A 20,172-nucleotide genomic window follows, 5' to 3' on the forward strand; every position below is an offset into this window, starting at 1 on the left:
ATGACTATTTACGCAAGCCCCCGCGCGCCATCTGTAACAGCTCCCGTGCCTTGCCCGTTAGCCGCTGCAACCCTGTATCCGGTTTCGGTACCGCCAACCCCTGCTGGCGAACCCAATCCTTCCAACGAATGCGCTCATCCCTGACCAGCCAGCCCTCTTGCCGGGCAAAGCTCTCGGCCAGGTAAAGGCCGCGCGTGCTCGCGGGCAACAAGCGGTCCTTTTTCAGCGTGTACAGCTCGGCGCGTGGGTGCCCATCCTCCAGTGGCATCAGGTACAAGTCGGGGCGGGCGCGATTGAGGCGGGCCACCAGTTGATCACCTTCAAGCCGTTCATCGACATGAAACAGACTCAAGGACTTGGCTTCGCGCGGGACCTGCAGGCGCAGGTCGTAGATCAGCTGCAACGAGGCTGTCGGCAGGTGCACGTAGGCCCGAGGTCGCTCCAGTAGTTGCAGGTTGGCGCAACGCACCGGCCTTGCCGCGCCGGATTGCGGCGCCAGGACGAAAGGCAGGGCTTCACGGTAATGCAGGGCATCGGCATAGGGCGCTGGTAGCCAGGTGTCATTGAAACGGCCACCGAGCCAGCCTTCCGGTGTTTCCAGCAGGCACTCTTCAGCGACTTCCTGGATCGCGGTGTGCAACGGCAGGTTCAGCTCCTGGGCGGGCACATAGCCGGAGATCAGTTTCAGTACCACATCCCCACGGTCTTGACGGTGCTGACGAACCAGCACCCAGTAATCGCGGTTCTGCCACTGCAGTGTCAGGCGCACCGACACGCCCAGATTGGCCAGCTCAACGGCAAAGCGCTGGCTGTCGGCCAGGTGAATCTGCTTGCGCCGCTGCTGGGTCTGGGCGAAGTTCAGCGGCATGCCGATGCTCCGGTAGCACAACCCTTCGGGGCTGGCTTCGACATGCAGGGGCAGGGTCTTGAAGTTGCTCGGGTTCTTGCGGATCAGCGTTCGCGGCATGTCGGCTCCTTCTTGCGTTGGGGTCGGCCGCGGCGGCGGCGTAGGTGTCAGTGACGAAGTACGTTAGCAACCGTCGCTACGTTATGGGCCAGGTGCAGCGGATTGATGGTGCCGACGATGGCACTGCTCACTCCAGGGTGGCTAAACAGCAACTCGAAGCTGGCGCGCACCGGATCGATACCCGGGTTCAGGCAGACATGGCCGCTGGCCAGGGCTTTCTTCACCAGGATTGCCTTGCCATGTTCGGCGGCATAGTCGATCACCGGCCGTTCAGCCTGTTCGTTCAGATTGTAGGTGACCATGGCACAATCGCCGCGCTCCAGTGCCTTCAAGCCGCCCGCCATAGTCTTGCCGGACAGGCCGAAACCGCGGATCTTGCCTTCCTGCTTCAAGGCTTCGAGGGTCTGATAGACCTCCTCGTGCTCGAGGATGTGCAGGTCGTTGCCGTCGGAATGCACCAACACCAGGTCGATGCGGTCGGTTTCCAGGCGCTGGAGGCTGCGTTCGATGGAAAAGCGGGTATGCGCGGCGCTGAAGTCGAAGTGCGACTGGCCGTTGTCGAACTCTTCACCCACCTTGCTGACGATCACCCACTGTTCACGCTGGCCGCGCAGCAGCGGGCCAAGGCGCTCTTCGCTGCGGCCATAGGCGGGCGCGGTGTCGATCAGGTTGATGCCCAACTCACGAGCCTTGGCCAACAATAGGCGGGCCTGATTGTCATCCGGGATGGAGAAGCCGTTGGGGTACTTGACCCCTTGATCGCGCCCCAGCTTGACTGTGCCCAGACCCAGTGGCGAGACGTGCAGGCCGGTGCTGCCCAAGGGGCGGTGCAGATCGTGGAGAGTCGGCAGAGTCATGGCAGCAGTTGCTCCCAGACCGGCAGGGCCATCGGTGGCCGTGGCAGTTCGGGAAGGGCTGCCTGAGCACCCGGTTTGATACCGTCGCGCTCAAGGTTGGCCAGGACCCGATCACTGAAGTCCGGAGCCAGAGCCAGTTTGGTCGGCCAGCCGACCAGCAGGCGCTGCTGTTCGGCGAGGAATGCGTTGTCCGGGCGCACCAAGCCTGATTGCGCAGGTTCGGCGCGGTCGATGCGCACGGTTGCCCAACGTACCTGGCTCAGGTCGATCCATGGCAACAAGTTGCTGACTTCCTGCTTCGCTACGGCAATTTGTGCTTCAGGCTCGCGAGCAACGCCGTCGGCCTCGGCCAGGTCGCCGCCCAAATACCAGACCCATTGGCCATCGGCGGCCGGGTGGCTGGTGACGGTGATGCGCGGTTTAGGTCCGCCGCCCAGGCAGTGAGCGTACAGAGGTTTGAGGCTGGCACCCTTGGCCATGACCATGTGCAGTGGCCGGCGTTGCATGGCTGGCTGACTCAGGCCGAGGGCTTCCAGTAGCCCGGCGTTGCCGGCACCAGCGCTGAGAACCACTCGCTGGGAGCGGATCTCACGCCCATCGACTCGCAGGCCGGCCAGTTCGCCATCTTCATGCAGCGGTTCGATCTGCCCGCCAGCCAGCAGGCTGTCGCCGGCCAGGTCCGCGAGGCGGGCCAACAGGCTGGGTACATCGATGACCAGTTCGGCCAGGCGATAGACCTTACCCTTGAAGGCGCGATCCTGCAGGGCGGGTGGCAGTTGATCGCCTTTGACCTGGTCGACGCGGCCACGTACTGCTTTGCTGGCGAAGAAACTGGTCAGATTGCCGGCGAGCGTGCCGGGTGACCACAGGTAGTGGGCGTCGGACAACAGACGCACGCCTGAGAGATCCAGTTCGCCGTTGCCTGCCAGGGCCTCGCTCCAGCGCCGCGGCATGTCGGCAATGGCTTCGGAGGCGCCGGTCAGTGCGCCATGCAGGGCATACTTGGCACCGCCATGAATGATCCCCTGAGACTTGAGGGTCTGCTCGCCACCGAGGCTGGCGCGTTCCACCACGACCGTCGAATAGCCCAGGCGGCGCAGGCGAGCATTGAGCCAGAGGCCTGCGACCCCAGCGCCGACGATCAGCACGTCGGTGGAAATAACGGATGGCATGCATGCACCTCACAAGCTTGGACAGGTGCCCAGTATACAGCCTGTGAGCAGGATCAATGCCCGGCGGTTTTCGAGAAGACCTGGATGACCACCACGCCACCGACGATCAAGGTCATGCCAAGCATCGCCGGGATGTCCAGCTTCTGTCCGTAAATCACCAGCGCGGCGATGCTGATCAAGACAATGCCCAGACCCGACCAGATGGCGTAGGCGATGCCCACCGGAATGCTGCGCACCACCAGGGTCAGCATCCAGAACGCCACAGCATAGCCACAGATCATCAGCAGCAAGGGCAGGGGTGTGCTCAGGCCCTTGACGGCCTTCATCGAGGCGGTGGCGATGACTTCGGCGCAGATGGCGATAGCCAGGTAGGTGTAGGCGTTCATATCGGTGTTCCTCTGTTCTGGCTGGGCATTTTAGAGCAAGCCTGGATGGGGTAAAGTCATTACCTATCTTTCATGGAGATAGGTTGCATGGCAGAACAGTGGAATCTGGAGCAACTGCGGCTGTTTGTTCGCGTGGCCGAGCAACGTTCGTTTTCGGCGGTGGCCCGTGCCCAGCGCAAGGCGCAGTCGGCGGTGAGCAATGCAATTGCGCTGCTTGAGGCTGATCTGGGCGTGACCCTGTTCGAGCGTAGCAGTGGCCGCCAGCCGCGATTGACCGAGGCCGGGGCGGCCCTGCTTGAAGATGCTCGCGAGTTGTTGCGCCAGTGCGAACGCCTGGACGGTCGCGCGCTGGCGCTGATGCGTGGCCAGGAGGCGCAGCTGCGGGTCGCTCAGGACGAAGCCATGCCTTATCAACCGGTCATCGACAGCCTCGACGAACTGGCCCAGCAGTTCCCCATGCTTGAAGTGCAACTGGTCAGCGGCGCCCAGGGCGATGTTGCGCGCAAGTTGGTCGAACGCCGCGCTGACCTGGGTTTGCTGTTTCACCATGAGCGCATGCCGCCCGCGTTGGAGCGGCGCGCGTTGGGGCGGGTGGAGATGGTCACTGTCTGTGCCGTCAATCATCCCCTGGCGCACCTGGGGCAGGTCAATCGACAGCAACTGGCGCGTCATCGGCAGTTGCTGATTGCCCCGCAGGAAAGCGGCTATCCCGGCGGCGAGCCAATCAGTCCGCAGATCTGGCGCGCCGACAGTTTCTACGCCATGGCCGAGCTGTTGATGCGTGGGCTGGGGTGGGCCTGGTTGCCCCGGCATGTGGTGCAGTACCCGACTTACCATGCGCAGATGGTCGAACTGAGCAGCGAGTGGACACCGCCAGCGCTAGTGGTGGAACTGGTCTGGCGTCGCGATGAACCCCTGGGGCCTGCGGCGCAGTGGTTGGCAGAACGCTTCGCAGTGCACTTGCGCGCCATTGGCTAGTACACTTCGGCGCCATGAACAGAACACTCTATACCTTGCTGTTTCACCTGGGCCTGCCGCTGATTGCGCTGCGCCTGTTCCTGCGTTCGCGCAAGGCGCCAGCCTACGCCCAGCGTATCGGCGAACGCTTCGCCATGAACCTGCCCGCCATGCGCAAGGGCGGTATCTGGGTGCACGCGGTTTCGGTGGGCGAAAGCATCGCCGCAGCACCAATGATCCGTGCCCTGTTGCAGGCTTATCCGCAGTTGCCGATCACGATTACCTGCATGACCCCGACCGGCTCCGAGCGAGTGCGGGCGATGTTCGCCGATGAGCCGCGCATTCAGCATTGCTACCTGCCCTATGACCTGCCGTGGGCGGCTGGGCGTTTTCTCGATCATGTCCAGCCGAAACTGGCGGTGATCATGGAAACCGAGCTGTGGCCCAACCATCTTCACCAATGCGCCAAGCGCGGTATTGCGGTAGCGCTGGCCAATGCCCGCTTGTCCGAGCGTTCGGCGCGTGGCTACGCACGCTTTGCCGGGCTGACCCGGCCGATGCTGGCCGAGATGAGCCTGATCGCGGTGCAGACCGAGGCCGAGGCCGAGCGCTTTCGCCAGCTAGGGGCGAGGACGGAATGTGTTGAAGTCACCGGTTCGATCAAGTTCGACCTGCGTATCGATGAACAGCTGTTGCCGCGTGCCCGGGCCTTGCGTGAGCAGTGGCAGGCCAGTCAGCGGCCGGTGTGGATCGCCGCCAGCACCCATGAGGGTGAGGATCAGGTGATTCTTGCCGCGCACCGCCAACTGCTTGAGCACCATGCCGATGCCTTGCTGATCCTGGTGCCGCGGCATCCGGAACGCTTCAATGCCGTGTTCGAGTTGTGCTCGGCGCAGTTCCCGAGCATTCGCCGCTCCAGCGCCGAACCGGTGGGCTCGGAGACGGCTGTGTTGCTCGGCGACACCATGGGCGAGTTGCTGTTTCTTTATGGCTTGGCGGATATCGCCTTTGTCGGTGGCAGCCTGGTGCCCAATGGTGGTCACAACCTGCTGGAGCCGGCGGCCTTGTCCTTGCCGGTGATTAGCGGTCCGCACCTGTTCAACTTCCTGGAAATCGCGGCGATGCTGCGTGACGCCGGCGCTTTGCAGGAGGTGGATGATGTTCAGGGGCTGGCGGCGGAGATTCGGCGGCTGATCGAGTTGCCGCAGGATGCGCGGCGCATGGGTGAAGCGGGGCGGGCAGTGATGAAGGCCAACCAGGGGGCGCTGCAGCGTTTGTTGGACGGTTTGGGGCGACTGCTCTGAGGCTATCGCGGGCAAGCCCGCTCCCATAGGTGGAGCGGGCTTGCCCGCGATGGGTTTCAAGGCCGGGCGTTGAAGTTGGCCTGGGCCGCAGCGGCCAGGTCTGGCGGCAGGAAGTCCTTGTCCGGGTTGTAGTCCGGTTTCAGGTAGCTGCCCAGGTCGGTCAGGTCTTGTGGGCTGAGGGTGCCCGCTGCCTGCTTCAGGCGCAGGTTGTCGAGGATGTAGTCGTAGCGGGTGTTGTTGTAGTCACGCACCGAGGTGTACAACTGGCGCTGGGCGTCGAGCACGTCGACGATGTTGCGGGTACCAACCTGGTAACCGATCTCGGTGGCTTCCAGGGCGCTCTGGTTGGAGATGATCGACTGTTTGCGTGCCTGCACCTGCTCCACGTCGGTGTTGACCGCGCGGTGCAGGTTGCGGGTGTTTTCCACCACCTGGCGACGCAGGCTTTCACGCTGCTGTTCGCTCTGGCTCAGGCGCTGATAGGCCTCGCGTACCTGTGAGCTGGTCAGGCCGCCGCTGTAGATCGGGATGTTCAGTTGCAGGCCAAGAGTGGTCTGCTCGACGTCACCGCTGTAGTTCTGCCCGGTGAGGTTGGGGTTGGTGAAGCCCAGGCTGTCGTTGTCGCCTTTCTGGTAGCGCGCGACCGCATCCACCGTCGGTGCATGTCCGGCCTTGCGCTGGCGCAGGGTTTCTTCTGCGGCGCTGACGGCGTAGTTGGTCGCCAGCAGGTTGAGGTTCTGCTTGCCGGCGGTTTCGACCCAGGCCTTGGCGTCATTGGGTACTGGTACCTGCACCGGCAAAGTATGGACGATGCCCTGGACCGAGTTGTAGTCGCGGTTGGTCAGGGTGATCAGCGCTTCGAAGGCATCGTCGACCTGACGCTGGGCGACAATCCGGTTGGCGCGTGCGGTGTCGTAGCTGGCCTGGGACTGCAGCACGTCGGTCTTGTCTGACAGACCCACGTCAAAACGCTCGTTGGACTGGTCGAGCTGGCGCTTGAAGGCGGCTTCCTCGGCTTTGGTCGAGGCCAGGGTGTCCTGGGCGCGTAGCACCGCGAAGTAGTTTTCAGCGGATTGCAGAATCAGGTTCTGTTCTGTTGCCGACAGCTCCAGGGCTGCTTGCTCATTGACCGCTTCGGCGGCCTGTAACTGGAACCAGCGATCGGCACGAAACACTGGCTGGGCCAGGGTGGCCTGCCAGGCGTTGCCGCTGCGGTTGGAGGTTATCGAAGGGCTGTCAATCTTGGTGCGGCTGTTCATCATCTCGGCACCGGCCGAGAGGTTCGGCAGCAAGCCAGCACGGGCCTGGGGCACCACCTCCTTGCGCGCGCCGTAGTCGGCACGGGCCGCGGCAAGATCGGCATTGTTGTTCACGGCTTCCTGGTAGACGCTGACCAGATCGGTTTTCGCTGACAAGGGCACGTCTGCTGCCCAGGCCATTCCGTTGGTAGCACAAGACACGGCGAGGGCCAGTGAAAGTTTGCGCAGCATAGGGCAATCCTTGAACAATTGAGTGTTTCTGAACCGGTGAGTGTAGATGCGCAGGCACTTTGCAACAATCTGCCAATTACGCCATTTATCGTGACCGTGTCTGTACTGTTGGCTTTGCAGGTGAGTCCAGTCTAGACTGGGCGCGTTCTTGTCGGGGTGCCTTGCGTTGAGGCTGAGATCGGATAATCCGGATCCCGTTGAACCTGATCAGGTTAGCGCCTGCGTAGGGAACAAGATTTCTCGCTTTCCCGGCGAGACTCTTGTGTCAGGTCCGGGAATGTCGAGCCAGCCCCAGTGCTGCAGGCATCACCGTACATCTGGCACAGCACCGCTCCTGGTGCGTCCGTGCCTTTCAGGTTCTCCCCGACATTCCACTGCTAGGAAGCCGTCTGGAGAGCCTGTGATGAGTAAACAAGAAAAACACATTACCAATCTGAGTGAGTCGGCCCAGGTCGATCAACAGTCCGTACAGCCGTTCACCCGCTCGCGCAAAATATATGTCGAAGGCTCGCGCCCGGACATCCGCGTGCCTATGCGTGAAATCAGCCTGGACGATACCCCGACCGACTTCGGCGGCGAAGCCAACGCCCCGGTGCTGGTCTACGATACTTCCGGCCCCTACACCGATCCCTCTATCGTTATTGACGTGCGTAAAGGCCTGGGCGATGTGCGTTCGGCCTGGATCGACGCTCGCGGTGACACCGAGCGTCTGCCCGGGCTGTCGTCGGACTTCGGTCAGCAGCGCCTGGCGGATGCCGAACTGACCAAACTGCGTTTTGCCCATGTGCGCAATCCGCGCCGGGCCAAGGCCGGTGCCAACGTCAGCCAGATGCACTACGCGCGCCAAGGCATCATCACCGCCGAGATGGAATACGTCGCCATCCGCGAGAACATGAAGCTGCAGGAAGCCCGGGCTGCTGGTCTGCTCGACCAGCAACATCCAGGCCACAGCTTCGGCGCCAGCATCCCCAAGGAAATCACCGCCGAGTTCGTCCGTGAGGAGATCGCCCGCGGTCGTGCAATCATCCCGGCCAACATCAACCACGTCGAGCTGGAGCCGATGATCATCGGCCGCAACTTCCTGGTGAAGATCAACGGCAACATCGGTAACAGCGCCCTGGGCTCTTCCATCGAAGAAGAAGTGGCCAAGCTGACCTGGGGTATTCGCTGGGGTTCGGACACGGTCATGGACCTGTCCACCGGCAAACACATCCATGAAACCCGTGAGTGGATCATCCGCAACTCGCCGGTGCCAATCGGCACCGTGCCGATCTACCAGGCCCTGGAAAAGGTCAATGGCGTCGCCGAAGACCTGACCTGGGAGCTGTTCCGCGACACCCTGATCGAGCAGGCTGAGCAGGGCGTGGATTACTTCACTATTCACGCCGGTGTGCTGTTGCGCTATGTGCCGCTGACCGCCAAGCGGGTTACCGGTATCGTCAGCCGTGGTGGTTCGATCATGGCCAAGTGGTGCCTGGCGCATCACCAGGAGAACTTCCTCTACACCCATTTCGACGAAATCTGCGAAATCATGAAGGCCTACGACGTCAGCTTCTCGCTGGGCGATGGCCTGCGTCCGGGCTCGATTGCCGATGCCAACGACGAAGCGCAATTCGGCGAACTGGAGACCCTTGGCGAGTTGACCAAGATTGCCTGGAAGCACGATGTGCAGTGCATGATCGAAGGCCCGGGCCACGTGCCGATGCAGTTGATCAAGGAGAATATGGACAAGCAGCTTGAGTGCTGCGACGAGGCGCCATTCTACACCCTTGGCCCGCTGACCACCGACATCGCCCCAGGTTACGACCACATCACTTCCGGTATCGGTGCGGCAATGATCGGCTGGTTCGGTTGCGCCATGCTCTGCTACGTGACGCCCAAGGAACACCTGGGTCTGCCAAACAAGGATGACGTCAAGACCGGGATCATCACCTACAAGATCGCGGCCCATGCGGCTGACCTTGCCAAGGGCCATCCGGGCGCGCAGATCCGTGACAATGCCTTGTCCAAGGCGCGGTTCGAGTTCCGCTGGGAAGACCAGTTCAACCTTGGCCTGGACCCGGACACCGCGCGTGCCTTCCATGACGAGACCCTGCCCAAGGATTCGGCCAAGGTCGCGCACTTCTGCTCGATGTGCGGGCCGAAGTTCTGCTCGATGAAAATTACCCAGGAAGTGCGTGAGTACGCCGCCAACCAGCGCATCGACGCGGTGGATGTGGCGGTCGCGGACGGCATGCGTGAGCAGGCCGAGCGGTTCCGCCAGGAAGGCAGCCAGTTGTACAAGAAGGTGTAACCGCATCGCGGGTCAAACCCGCTCCCACAGTGGGAGCGGGCTTGACCGCGATAGGGCCCTCAAGAACAAAAACCTCTCTGTCGAGATCACCCTTGTGAGCGCACCCAGCCAGTTTTCCCCTGATCATCCGGTCACCACCCAGCAACGTGTCCTCAGTGGCCGCGACCTCTGTTCCCTATGGTTTTCATTAGGTATCGGCTTGATGGTCCTGCAAACCGGGGCCTTGCTCGGCCCCGGTCTGGGCCTGGCCAACGCCGTGCTGGCAATCATCCTCGGCACCACCGTGGGTGTATTGCTGCTGGCGGCAGTCGGCGTCATCGGCAGCGATACCGGCCTTTCGTCCATGGCGGCCCTGCGTCGCAGTCTCGGCCGCGAGGGTGCCCGGCTGCCGGCGCTGCTCAACCTGCTGCAGCTGATTGGCTGGGGCTCGTTCGAAATCATCGTCATGCGTGATGCCGCCAGCCTGCTCGGCGCCCGCGCTTTCGGCGAAGGCTGCGCGCTGACCAACCCTTTGTTGTGGACCCTGTGCTTCGGCGCCCTGGCGACCCTGCTGGCGGTCAGCGGGCCTTTGACCTTCGTGCGCAAGATCCTGCGCAAATGGGGCATCTGGCTGTTGCTGGGTGCCTGCCTGTGGCTGACCTGGAATCTGTTTGCCAAGGCCGATCTCGCTGCCCTTTGGGCGCGTGCCGGTGATGGCTCGATGTCGTTGGCGGTGGGTATCGACATTGCCATCGCCATGCCGTTGTCGTGGCTGCCGCTGATTGCAGACTATTCACGCTTCAGCCGACATGGCAGTCGGGTTTTCATAGGCACCGCATTGGGCTATCTGGTGGGCAACGTCTGGATGATGAGCCTGGGTGTGGCCTATACCCTGGCCTTTGCCCCGGCGGGCGAGGTCAATACCTTGTTGTTGGCACTGGCCGGTGCGGGCATTGGCATTCCACTGCTGCTGATTCTGCTCGATGAGTCGGAAAAAGCCTTTGCCGATATCCATTCGGCGGCTGTTTCCACTGGCCTGCTGGTTCGCTTGAAAGTCGAGCATCTGGCGTTGGCAATCGGCGTGTTGTGCACCTTGATCGCCTGTTTCGCGCCGCTGGCGCAGTACCAGAACTTTCTGTTGCTGATCGGCTCGGTGTTCGCCCCGCTGTTTGGCGTGGTGCTGGTTGATCACTTCGTCGTACGTCGCCGTCGCAGCGACGCCAGTCCAATTCACAGCCTGCATTGGCGCGCCCTGGTGGCCTGGGCGTGTGGTGTAGCCACCTATCATCTGTTGGCACACTACGCTGCCGATGTCGGCTCGACCCTGCCCGCTTTGCTACTGGCAGGGTGCGTGTACTGGGCGGCAGCGCCGTCGGTCAGCCGCGGCCGGGAAACAACTCCGGCTTGATCACACCGTTCAGGCGCGGGTAGGGGATCTTCAGTTCGATGTGGCCCATGGAATACGGGGCGATGGCATACACTTCGTACTTGAGCACTAGCGCGCCGTAGGTCAGGGCGATGTGCGGGGTCTGGCGGAACGGCCAGGTCTTGACGAACTCGGCGTCCTTGTCCATGCCGGTGCTGATCAGCCAGGCCTTGTGGGCTTCCTCGGCGGTCTTCCAGAAAGTCGCCTCCTGGCCCGGTACCAGCATGTCCTGCAGGGTCAGGACCTTGTCCTGCTGACGCGAGTAGTTGATGAAGCCACGCCCGGGCATGCCATGGGCGCCGCCGGTGTCCAGGTAACTGGACAGCTCGATGATCACCAGCCCGTCATGTTGCTCGCGTACCTTGGCTTGCAGGTAGCTGCTGTTGCGGGTTTCGGCTGTGGCCATGAACTGGTCTTCGTAGGCTTTGAGCGAGCTGGGCAGGGCGCTGTGCTCGTTATCCCCGGTCATTTGCAGCAGACGTTTCTCGACGATCGCGTCCAGTTTTGCGTTGGCCGGGAAGTGAATGGTGTCGATGTTGACCAGCGGGCAATCGGCAGTGTTGCAACCGGGCTTGATATGCTCCCAGCGGTCGCGTTTGACCTCCAGTGGCGTGCGCATGTTGGGCTGGAACAGACTTTGACAGGCGCCTAGGGCCAAGGCCAGCATGGCCACGGTAGTCAGTTTCACAAGCGTCATGATGATCCTTGTAAGGCAAAGGTGATCGGGCTTCGACCGTCGGCAAGGCCTTCAGTTCGCCACTAAGCTGAAAATCAGCAGGCTGTCTATCCTCGCAGCCCGGACTGCAACTTTAAAGGGGTGAAACGCAGCGGTGCGCAGGTTAGGATGGCGCGATGCGCTACACGAGGTTATGAGGATTTCCATGTCAGACATGCTGAACGCTGTGCCCAAGGACGTCGAGATCGTCGAGCGGGTGAATTGCTTCAAGGGCTTCTACCAGCTCGACCGGGTTCGCTTGCGCCACGAACTGTTCGCCGGTGGCATGGGGCGCGAGATCAGCCGCGAGCTGTTCGTGCGTCATGATGCCGTCTGTGTGCTGCCATACGATGCTGTGCGTGATGAAGTGGTGCTGATCGAGCAGTTTCGCGTTGGCGCCATGGGCAAGGTCGCCAATCCATGGTTGATCGAACTGGTCGCCGGTCTGATCGATAAAGATGAAGCGCCGGAAGAAGTTGCACACCGCGAGGCGCAGGAGGAAGCTGGGCTTGTGTTCAATGCGCTGTGGCCGATGACCCGATATTTCCCGTCACCTGGCGGTAGCGATGAGTTCGTACACTTGTATCTCGGTCAGTGCAGCAGTCTTGGGGCGGGTGGCCTGCACGGCCTGGAGGAAGAAGGTGAAGATATTCGCGTCAAGGTCTGGGCATTCGAAGATGCCTTGCGGGCCGTGCGCGATGGGCTGATCGCCAATGCGGCAAGCATTATTGCCTTGCAGTGGCTGGCCTTGAACCGGGATGAAGTCAGGGGGCTATGGTCGTGAATCTGTTGCGCGAACGCTACCGGGTCGATCTGGTCGGGTTGCAGGCTGCCTGCGAGGCCAACTATGCGCGTCTGATGCGCCTGTTGCCGGACATGCGCAGTGCCATGAGTTCGCGCCGGATCGGCATGACCCAGGGTGACCAGATGCTCGGCGTGCTGGTCCTGGATGTGGTGCTTGCCTGTCCCTACACCACTACCCTGCGCGTGCGCCAGGAACACAGCCTGCCTTGGCTGCCGGTGCCGCAGCTGGAAGTGCAGGTGTACCACGATGCACGCATGGCCGAAGTGGTCAGCGCCGAGCACGCCCGGCGTTTTCGCAGCATCTACCCCTACCCGAATGCGGCGATGCACCAGCCTGACGAGAAAGCCCAGCTCAACCTGTTTCTGGGTGAATGGCTCAGTCATTGCCTGGCTTGTGGCCATGAGTTGGCTGCAGTTCGCTGAAATGTGACGCCGGTCGTTTTCGCGTATTTGCTCAAACGCAGCTTGCCGCCATAATCGTGCTGAATCCGTTCAAGGAGTCGGCCCTTGCCGCAACAATCCATTCCTCTTGGCGATGTGCCGGTGTATCTGGTGCAACTGACCGACAGCCACCTGTTTGCCGACGCGAAAGGCACGCTGCTGGGCATGAATACCCGTGACAGCCTGCAGCGGGTGATTGATCTGGTGCGCGAAGAACAGCCGCGAATCGACCTTCTGCTGGCCACCGGTGACCTGACCCAGGATGGCACGGAGGCCTCCTACGAGTGTTTTCGCAACCTGACGGCAAGCCTTGGTGCGCCTGCCCGCTGGCTTGCCGGCAACCATGACGAACCTTTGCCGATGGAGCGTGTGACGCGGGGCAGTGACCTGCTTAAGCCGCTGGTGGATATCGGTAACTGGCGCATCCTGATGCTCAATTCGGCGGTGCCGGGGGCGGTCCCAGGCGTGCTTGATGATAGTCAGTTGGTATTGCTCGAACAGTCCTTGAAAGAAGCACCCGAGCGTCATCATCTGATCTGTTTCCACCACCAGCCGGTGCCCATCGGCTGCGCCTGGATGGCGCCGATCGGGTTGCGTAATGGCGATGCACTGTTTGCTCTGCTGAAGGGGTATCCACAGGTGCGGGCATTGCTCTGGGGGCATGTTCACCAAGAGTGGGACCAGTTGCGCGACGGCGTGCGTTTGCTCGCCTCACCCTCGACCTGTATTCAGTTCGAGCCGGGCAGCGAGGACTTCAAGGTCGGCGAGCAGGCCCCAGGCTATCGCTGGCTGCGCTTGCATGGCGATGGCTCGATCGAGACAGGGGTTTCGCGGGTGACCGGCTTCGCGTTCACGGTCGACTACGAAGGTGACGGCTATTAAGTGTTGCTGAATGGGTGAAACTGCTCCATTTGCCGTCGAACAGGCTAAAATGCGCGCTTTCTTGCCTGGTATCGTCAGGCGATTCAAGTGCACTGGGGGCGGCATGCCGGGTTCGATTCTCTATATTCACGGGTTCAACAGTGCGCCCTCGTCAAAGAAAGCGTGCCAACTGCTCGCAGTGATGCAGCAGATCGGCCTGGGCGAGCGCCTGCGGGTGCCAGCACTGCATCATCACCCGCGTCAGGCCATGGCCCAGCTCGAAGCCGCCATTGCCGAGCTCGAGTCGCCATTACTGGTCGGCAGCTCGCTCGGCGGCTACTATGCCACCCACCTGGCCGAACGCCATGGGCTCAAGGCATTGCTGATCAACCCGGCGGTCAACCCGCACCGTCGTTTCGACGGTTTCCTGGGCATCCAGCAGAACCACTACACCGGTGAGTCCTGGGAACTGACCCTGGATCACGTGCAGGCCCTGGCCGAGCTTGAGGTTGCGCCGCCCACGGATGCCGGGCGCTATCAAGTCTGGCTGCAAACCGCCGACGAGACCCTGGATTACCGGGAGGCCGAGCAGTTCTACCGGGCCTGTGCCCTGCGTATCCAGGCCGGCGGCGATCACAGCTTTCAGGGTTTCGCTGAGCGCCTGCCGGCCTTGTTGAGCTTTGCCGGTATTGCCCCACAGCAGTACCAAACGCTCGATTTTTCTGTATTTTGATGACTTATTTTCACCCACGACTGACGACGAGTACCCATGGCCATTCCCAGCGCTAGTGCCTATAACGCAGACGCCATCGAAGTCCTCTCGGGCCTTGACCCGGTGCGCAAACGCCCGGGCATGTACACCGACACCAGCCGGCCGAACCACCTGGCCCAGGAAGTCATCGACAACAGCGTCGACGAAGCCCTGGCCGGGCACGCCAAGTCGGTACAAGTGATCCTTCACGCCGACCATTCGCTGGAAGTGTCCGATGACGGTCGTGGCATGCCGGTGGATATCCACCCGGAAGAGGGTGTATCCGGGGTCGAACTGATCCTCACCAAGCTGCACGCTGGCGGCAAGTTCTCCAACAAGAACTACCAGTTCTCCGGTGGTTTGCACGGAGTCGGTATTTCCGTGGTCAACGCCTTGTCCAGCCAGGTGCGGGTCAAGGTCAAGCGTGATGGCACCGAGTACCAGATGACCTTCGCCGATGGCTACAAGGCCAGCGAGCTGGAAGTGGTCGGTACGGTCGGCAAGCGCAACACCGGCACCAGTGTGTACTTCGCGCCGGACCCGAAGTATTTCGATTCGCCGAAGTTCTCCATCAGCCGCCTCAAGCACGTGCTCAAGGCCAAGGCGGTACTGTGCCCGGGGCTGCTGGTCAGCTTCGAAGACAAGGCCAGCGGCGAGAAGGTCGAATGGCATTACGAAGACGGCCTGCGTTCCTATCTGGTCGATTCGGTCAGTGACTACCTGCGCCTGCCCGACGAGCCGTTCTGCGGCAGCCTGGCCGGTAACAAGGAAGCTGCCGATTGGGCGCTGTTGTGGCTGCCTGAAGGCGGCGACAGTGTCCAGGAAAGCTACGTCAACCTGATTCCTACAGCCCAGGGCGGCACTCACGTCAACGGCCTGCGCCAGGGCCTGCTCGATGCCATGCGCGAGTTCTGCGAGTTCCGCAATCTGTTGCCACGAGGGGTAAAGCTGGCGCCCGAAGACGTCTGGGAGCGCATCAGCTTCGTTCTTTCGATGAAAATGCAGGAGCCACAATTCTCCGGACAGACCAAGGAACGCCTGTCATCCCGTGAGGCCGCTGCGTTCGTCTCCGGAGTAGTCAAGGACGCCTTCAGCCTGTGGCTCAACGCGCATCCTGAACTGGGCATGCAACTGGCTGAACTGGCTATCAACAATGCCGGACGCCGCCTCAAGGCCAGCAAGAAGGTCGAGCGCAAGCGCGTCACCCAGGGGCCGGCATTGCCGGGCAAACTGGCTGACTGCGCCGGCCAGGACCCGATGCGCGCCGAGCTGTTCCTGGTCGAGGGTGACTCGGCGGGTGGCTCGGCCAAGCAGGCGCGCGACAAGGAGTTCCAGGCGATCCTGCCGCTGCGCGGCAAGATCCTCAACACCTGGGAGGTCGATGGTGGTGAAGTTCTGGCCAGCCAGGAAGTGCACAACATCGCCGTGGCCATTGGCGTCGATCCCGGCGCGGCTGATATGAGCCAGCTGCGCTACGGCAAGATCTGCATCCTCGCTGACGCCGACTCCGACGGCCTGCACATTGCCACCTTGCTCTGCGCGCTGTTCGTCCAGCATTTCCGTCCGTTGGTCGAAGCCGGTCATGTCTATGTGGCCATGCCGCCGCTCTACCGTATCGATTTGGGCAAGGAGATCTACTATGCCCTGGATGAAGCCGAGCGCGATGGCATTCTCGATCGCCTGGTCGCCGAGAAGAAACGCGGAAAACCGCAGGTCACGCGCTTCAAGGGCCTGGGTGAGATGAACCCGCCTCAGCTGCGCGAAACCACCATGGACCCAAACACCCGCCGCCTGGTCCAGCTGACCCTGGATGACCTGGACGGCACGCGCGAAATCATGGATATGCTCCTGGCCAAGAAACGCGCCGGTGACCGCAAGAACTGGCTGGAGTCCAAAGGCAACCTGGCCGAGGTACTGGCTTGATTCGTTCGCTGCTGGCAGCAGTATTTGGCGTTTTTGCCCTGTCATCGCAGGCCGCGCCCTGGCCGGAGCTGACGTTTGTCGCCGAGTACCCGGTCGAGGGCATGCGCGGTGGCAACCTGTCGGGCTTGGCCCTGTGCAAGGGCGAGCTGTGGACGGTGTCCGACCGGGATGACGACCTGGTGTACCGGCTGGATACCAAGGCGCCGGTATGGCAGGCCGAATCAGTACCCATGGCGGTGCCGCCGGTACCGGAAAGCGGTTTGCCCTGGGGCATTCGTTCGCGTACCTGGGCTGTCGGCCAGGTTCGCGGCGGCGATCTGGATTTCGAAGGTATCAGTTGTGATGCCGCAGGCAATCGCTACCTGGTCAGCGAAGCTCATGCTGGCGTGTTGAAGGTGCCGGTCGTGGGGGAACCCAATTGGCTGAAGATCGACCCGAGCATGGTTCGTCAGGCGCGGGCCAGTGGCATGCTCCTGCATTTCAATGCCTTGTTCGAAGGCCTGGCGGTGAGTCCGGCCGGTGATCGCATCTGGCTGGCGGCCGAACGCGAGCGCCGGGGCCTGCTGCTGATCAATCGCCAGCAGACGGTATGGAATTGCGGCGGTGGTTGCGTATTGCTCAGTGAGGGCGGCGTCGAAATGCAGCCGCCGCAGATGCCGGGTGCGCGAGCGCTGCCGCGGGATTTTGCCGACCTTGCGCTGTTCAACGACAAGCTGTTCACCCTGGAACGCAACGCCCACCGTATCTGTCGCCGCGATGCGGCGACAGCCAAGGTCGAGCGCTGCTGGTCGTACGCTGAAGGCGGATTGACCGAGCCGCGCCTGTACGCCCAGTCGTTTGGCCTGGCCGAAGCGCTGGTGATTGATGCCGAAGGTGCCTGGATCGGCTTGGACAACAACGGTGCGACTCGCAAAGATGGCGAGTCGCGGCCAATTGTCTGGCGTTTTGCTGCGCCAACCGGCGGCTGGAGTGCCAAGCCGTGAGCCAACCACCAGGCAAGCGTGCCGGCAGGGTGCTGCTGGTCTTGGCCTGGGCGGCCGGGCTGTTCCTGGCTACGCGCTTTTTCGGTGATTGGGAGCAGCGTCAGGCCAACCCCAATGCCCAGGTCCGCTCCCAGCACGGCGAAGGTTTCATCGAGGTGCAACTGGCAGGCAACGGCCAGGGCCACTTCGTCGCCGATGGCCAGATCAATGGTCAGGCGGTACATTTTCTCCTCGATACCGGCGCCACCGACGTGGCAATTCCCGAAGGGCTGGGTGCAAAGCTCGATCTCGAGCGCGGCGCCCCGGTGATGCTGAGTACCGCCAACGGCCGTACCCAAGGCTATCGCACCCGGTTGGACACGCTGCAACTGGGCGACATCCTGCTGCGCGATGTGCGCGCCCTGGTGGTGCCAGGGCTGGATGGCGAGCAGGTATTACTGGGCATGAGTGCCCTGAAACAACTCGAATTTACCCAGCGTAGCGGCACCTTGCTGCTGCGCCAGAACCTGAAATGATGAGGTCCGCATGAGCGACTCCCTTGATCTCAGCCTCGATGGCGTAGAGCGCCGGTCACTGGCTGACTTCACCGAACAGGCCTACCTCAACTACTCCATGTACGTGATCATGGACCGGGCCTTGCCGCATATCGGCGACGGCCTGAAACCGGTGCAACGACGCATCGTCTATGCCATGAGCGAACTGGGCCTGGATGCCGACTCCAAGCACAAGAAATCGGCGCGTACCGTTGGTGACGTGCTCGGCAAGTTCCACCCCCACGGCGACTCGGCCTGCTATGAAGCCATGGTGCTGATGGCCCAGCCATTCAGCTACCGCTATACCCTGGTCGATGGCCAGGGCAACTGGGGGGCGCCGGACGATCCGAAGTCGTTCGCCGCCATGCGTTACACCGAGGCGCGCCTGTCGCGTTATTCCGAAGTGCTGCTCAGCGAGCTGGGCCAGGGCACTGCCGACTGGGTGCCGAACTTCGACGGCACCCTGGATGAGCCAGCGGTGCTGCCGGCACGTTTGCCGAACATCCTCCTCAACGGCACCACGGGTATCGCTGTGGGCATGGCCACTGACGTGCCACCGCACAACCTGCGCGAAGTTGCCAGCGCCTGCGTGCGTCTGCTGGATGAGCCCAAGGCGACAATCGAGCAGCTTTGCGAGCATATCCAGGGGCCGGATTATCCGACTGAAGCCGAGATCATCACGCCGCGTTCAGAGCTGCTGAAAATCTACGAAAGCGGCCGCGGCTCGGTGCGCATGCGTGCGGTCTACCGCATTGAAGATGGCGATATCGTCGTCACCGCCCTGCCGCATCAGGTTTCCGGGGCCAAAGTGCTGGAGCAGATCGCGGCCCAGATGCAGGCCAAGAAGCTGCCGATGGTGGCCGACCTGCGCGATGAGTCGGACCACGAAAACCCGTGCCGGATCGTGATCATCGCCCGCTCCAACCGGGTTGACCTCGACGAGCTGATGCAGCACCTGTTTGCCACCACCGATCTTGAGTCCAGCTACCGGGTCAACGTCAACATCATTGGCCTGGATGGCCGTCCGCAACTGAAGAATTTGCGCGCGCTGCTGGTCGAGTGGCTTGAGTTTCGCGTGCAGACCGTGCGCCGCCGCCTGAAATTCCGCCTGGACAAGGTCGAGCGCCGCCTGCACCTGCTCGAAGGTTTGCTGGTGGCTTTCCTCAACCTGGATGAAGTGATCCACATCATCCGCACCGAGGAGCAGCCAAAAGCTGCGCTGATCGCCCGCTTCGACCTCACCGAAACCCAGGCCGAGTACATCCTCGAAACCCGTCTGCGCCAGCTGGCGCGGCTGGAAGAGATGAAGATCCGTAATGAACAGGACGAGCTAGCCAAGGAACAGGCCAAATTGACCGCTCTGCTTGGTAGCGAAAGCAAGTTGCGCAAGCTGGTGCGTACCGAGCTGATCAAAGATGCTGAAGCCTACGGTGACGACCGCCGTTCGCCAATCATCGAGCGTGCTGAAGCCAAGGCCCTGTCGGAAAACGAGTTGATGCCGACCGAGCCGGTGACGGTGGTACTCTCGGAAAAGGGCTGGGTGCGTTGCGCCAAGGGCCATGACATCGATGCCACGGGCCTGTCATACAAGGCCGGTGACGGTTTCAAGACCGCCGCTGCCGGACGCTCCAATCAGTTTGCCGTGTTCATCGACTCCACCGGACGTAGTTACTCGGTTGCCGCTCATACCTTGCCTTCGGCCCGAGGCCAGGGCGAGCCGCTGACCGGGCGGCTGACGCCGCCACCGGGTGCGGGCTTCGAGTGTGTGCTGTTGCCTGAAGATGATGCGCTGTACGTAATCGCCTCCGACGCCGGCTACGGCTTTGTGGTCAAGGGTGAAGACTTGCAGGCCAAGAACAAGGCCGGTAAGGCTTTGCTCAGCCTTCCCAATGGCGCCAAGGTCATTGCTCCACGTGCGGTGGCCGACCGCGAGCAGAACTGGCTGGCAGCGGTGACGACCGAAGGTCGCCTGCTGATCTTCAGGATCAGCGACCTGCCACAGCTGGGCAAAGGCAAGGGTAACAAAATCATCGGAATCCCCGGAGACCGGGTTGCCAGTCGTGAGGAGTTCATCACGGATCTGGCGGTGATTGCCGATGGTGCGACCCTTGTATTGCAGGCCGGTAAGCGTACGCTGTCACTGAAGGCCGATGATCTGGAGCATTACAAAGGGGAGCGTGGCCGTCGAGGTAACAAGCTGCCACGTGGCTTCCAGCGGGTTGATGCGTTGTTGGTGGAAAATCCCGGATAAGCCGGGACAGAGGCTTCGAATAGGTTATTTCACGTCTGTTCGAGGCTGAAACACTGGAGTCGTGCCGTTATTTCGCGGA

The 20,172-nt window shown here is 62.0% G+C and carries 18 protein-coding genes and 1 riboswitch; of the genes, 12 read left to right on the plus strand and 6 right to left on the minus strand.

Annotated elements, in window-relative coordinates; all coding sequences use genetic code 11:
- Positions 1–4: 4 nt before the first annotated feature.
- Genes ACRESH_RS01815 through ACRESH_RS01830 form a run of 4 tightly spaced genes read right to left on the minus strand, consistent with a single transcriptional unit; the run spans position 5 to position 3,382 of the window.
- Positions 5–967 carry a metal ABC transporter ATPase gene (locus tag ACRESH_RS01815; protein WP_431740325.1) on the minus strand — a complete coding sequence of 321 codons (963 nt, stop codon included), beginning with the start codon at positions 965–967 and terminating at the stop codon, positions 5–7.
- Positions 968–1,014: 47 nt separating this feature from the next.
- On the minus strand, positions 1,015–1,824 hold the full coding sequence (locus ACRESH_RS01820) for an aldo/keto reductase (protein WP_431740326.1): 810 nt from the start codon (positions 1,822–1,824) through the stop codon (positions 1,015–1,017).
- Positions 1,821–2,996: an NAD(P)/FAD-dependent oxidoreductase gene (locus tag ACRESH_RS01825; RefSeq protein WP_431740327.1), complete on the minus strand. Its 1,176-nt coding sequence runs from the start codon at positions 2,994–2,996 to the stop codon at positions 1,821–1,823. Before ACRESH_RS01825 ends, ACRESH_RS01820 begins: the two co-directional genes overlap by 4 nt.
- 53 nt (positions 2,997–3,049) lie before the next feature.
- A complete protein-coding gene (locus ACRESH_RS01830; RefSeq protein WP_431740328.1) occupies positions 3,050–3,382 on the minus strand; it encodes a DMT family transporter in 333 nt (110 codons plus the stop codon).
- Positions 3,383–3,469: 87 nt separating this feature from the next.
- On the opposite strand from ACRESH_RS01830, the gene ACRESH_RS01835 reads away from it, so the two are divergent.
- Together ACRESH_RS01835 and waaA are read left to right on the plus strand one after the other, a co-directional pair.
- The gene (locus tag ACRESH_RS01835) at positions 3,470–4,360 is read left to right on the plus strand and encodes a LysR family transcriptional regulator (protein WP_431740329.1); all 891 of its coding nucleotides are present in this window, start codon (positions 3,470–3,472) and stop codon (positions 4,358–4,360) included.
- A 14-nt stretch (positions 4,361–4,374) separates the two neighbouring features.
- Positions 4,375–5,643: a lipid IV(A) 3-deoxy-D-manno-octulosonic acid transferase gene (gene waaA, locus ACRESH_RS01840; protein ID WP_431740330.1), complete on the plus strand. Its 1,269-nt coding sequence runs from the start codon at positions 4,375–4,377 to the stop codon at positions 5,641–5,643.
- 56 nt (positions 5,644–5,699) lie between these two features.
- Here waaA and ACRESH_RS01845 read toward each other — a convergent pair whose 3' ends face one another.
- Entirely contained in the window at positions 5,700–7,133 is a 1,434-nt protein-coding gene (locus ACRESH_RS01845) for a TolC family outer membrane protein (protein WP_431740331.1), read from the minus strand.
- Positions 7,134–7,275: 142 nt separating this feature from the next.
- A riboswitch (TPP riboswitch) is annotated at positions 7,276–7,380 on the plus strand.
- Between the two features lie 156 nt (positions 7,381–7,536).
- Here ACRESH_RS01845 and thiC point away from each other — a divergent pair.
- Together thiC and cytX are read left to right on the plus strand one after the other, a co-directional pair.
- Entirely contained in the window at positions 7,537–9,426 is a 1,890-nt protein-coding gene (gene thiC / locus ACRESH_RS01850; protein ID WP_431740332.1) for a phosphomethylpyrimidine synthase ThiC, read from the plus strand.
- Positions 9,427–9,520: 94 nt separating this feature from the next.
- The gene (gene cytX / locus ACRESH_RS01855; protein WP_431740333.1) at positions 9,521–10,813 is read left to right on the plus strand and encodes a putative hydroxymethylpyrimidine transporter CytX; all 1,293 of its coding nucleotides are present in this window, start codon (positions 9,521–9,523) and stop codon (positions 10,811–10,813) included.
- On the opposite strand, the gene ACRESH_RS01860 is transcribed toward cytX, so the two are convergent.
- The gene (locus ACRESH_RS01860) at positions 10,782–11,528 is read right to left on the minus strand and encodes an RsiV family protein (protein WP_431740334.1); all 747 of its coding nucleotides are present in this window, start codon (positions 11,526–11,528) and stop codon (positions 10,782–10,784) included. The two genes, cytX and ACRESH_RS01860, sit on opposite strands and share 32 nt — an antisense overlap.
- A 184-nt stretch (positions 11,529–11,712) precedes the next feature.
- Between ACRESH_RS01860 and ACRESH_RS01865 the strand changes: the two genes are divergently transcribed.
- The 8 genes from ACRESH_RS01865 (at position 11,713) to parC (ending at position 20,093) form a co-directional block, all read left to right on the plus strand.
- On the plus strand, positions 11,713–12,330 hold the full coding sequence (locus tag ACRESH_RS01865; RefSeq protein ID WP_431740335.1) for an NUDIX domain-containing protein: 618 nt from the start codon (positions 11,713–11,715) through the stop codon (positions 12,328–12,330).
- Positions 12,321–12,773, plus strand: coding sequence for a DUF1249 domain-containing protein (locus ACRESH_RS01870; protein WP_431740336.1), 453 nt, complete (start codon positions 12,321–12,323; stop codon positions 12,771–12,773). The genes ACRESH_RS01865 and ACRESH_RS01870 overlap by 10 nt, the downstream gene beginning before the upstream one ends.
- 84 nt (positions 12,774–12,857) lie before the next feature.
- Positions 12,858–13,673: a 3',5'-cyclic-AMP phosphodiesterase gene (cpdA, locus tag ACRESH_RS01875; protein ID WP_431740337.1), complete on the plus strand. Its 816-nt coding sequence runs from the start codon at positions 12,858–12,860 to the stop codon at positions 13,671–13,673.
- Positions 13,674–13,776: 103 nt separating this feature from the next.
- Entirely contained in the window at positions 13,777–14,385 is a 609-nt protein-coding gene (locus ACRESH_RS01880; RefSeq protein WP_431740338.1) for a YqiA/YcfP family alpha/beta fold hydrolase, read from the plus strand.
- A gap of 36 nt (positions 14,386–14,421) precedes the next feature.
- On the plus strand, positions 14,422–16,326 hold the full coding sequence (gene parE, locus ACRESH_RS01885) for a DNA topoisomerase IV subunit B (RefSeq protein WP_431740339.1): 1,905 nt from the start codon (positions 14,422–14,424) through the stop codon (positions 16,324–16,326).
- Positions 16,323–17,309: an esterase-like activity of phytase family protein gene (locus ACRESH_RS01890; protein ID WP_431740340.1), complete on the plus strand. Its 987-nt coding sequence runs from the start codon at positions 16,323–16,325 to the stop codon at positions 17,307–17,309. Before parE ends, ACRESH_RS01890 begins: the two co-directional genes overlap by 4 nt.
- Positions 17,306–17,824, plus strand: coding sequence for a retropepsin-like aspartic protease family protein (locus tag ACRESH_RS01895; protein ID WP_431740341.1), 519 nt, complete (start codon positions 17,306–17,308; stop codon positions 17,822–17,824). Before ACRESH_RS01890 ends, ACRESH_RS01895 begins: the two co-directional genes overlap by 4 nt.
- A 10-nt stretch (positions 17,825–17,834) precedes the next feature.
- Positions 17,835–20,093 (plus strand): DNA topoisomerase IV subunit A, encoded by a 2,259-nt coding sequence (gene parC, locus ACRESH_RS01900; protein ID WP_431740342.1) that lies wholly within the window; start codon positions 17,835–17,837, stop codon positions 20,091–20,093.
- Positions 20,094–20,172 lie beyond the last annotated feature (79 nt).

This window comes from Pseudomonas sp., from assembly GCF_050739775.1.
In the GTDB taxonomy this organism is placed as follows: Bacteria; Pseudomonadota; Gammaproteobacteria; order Pseudomonadales; family Pseudomonadaceae; genus Aquipseudomonas.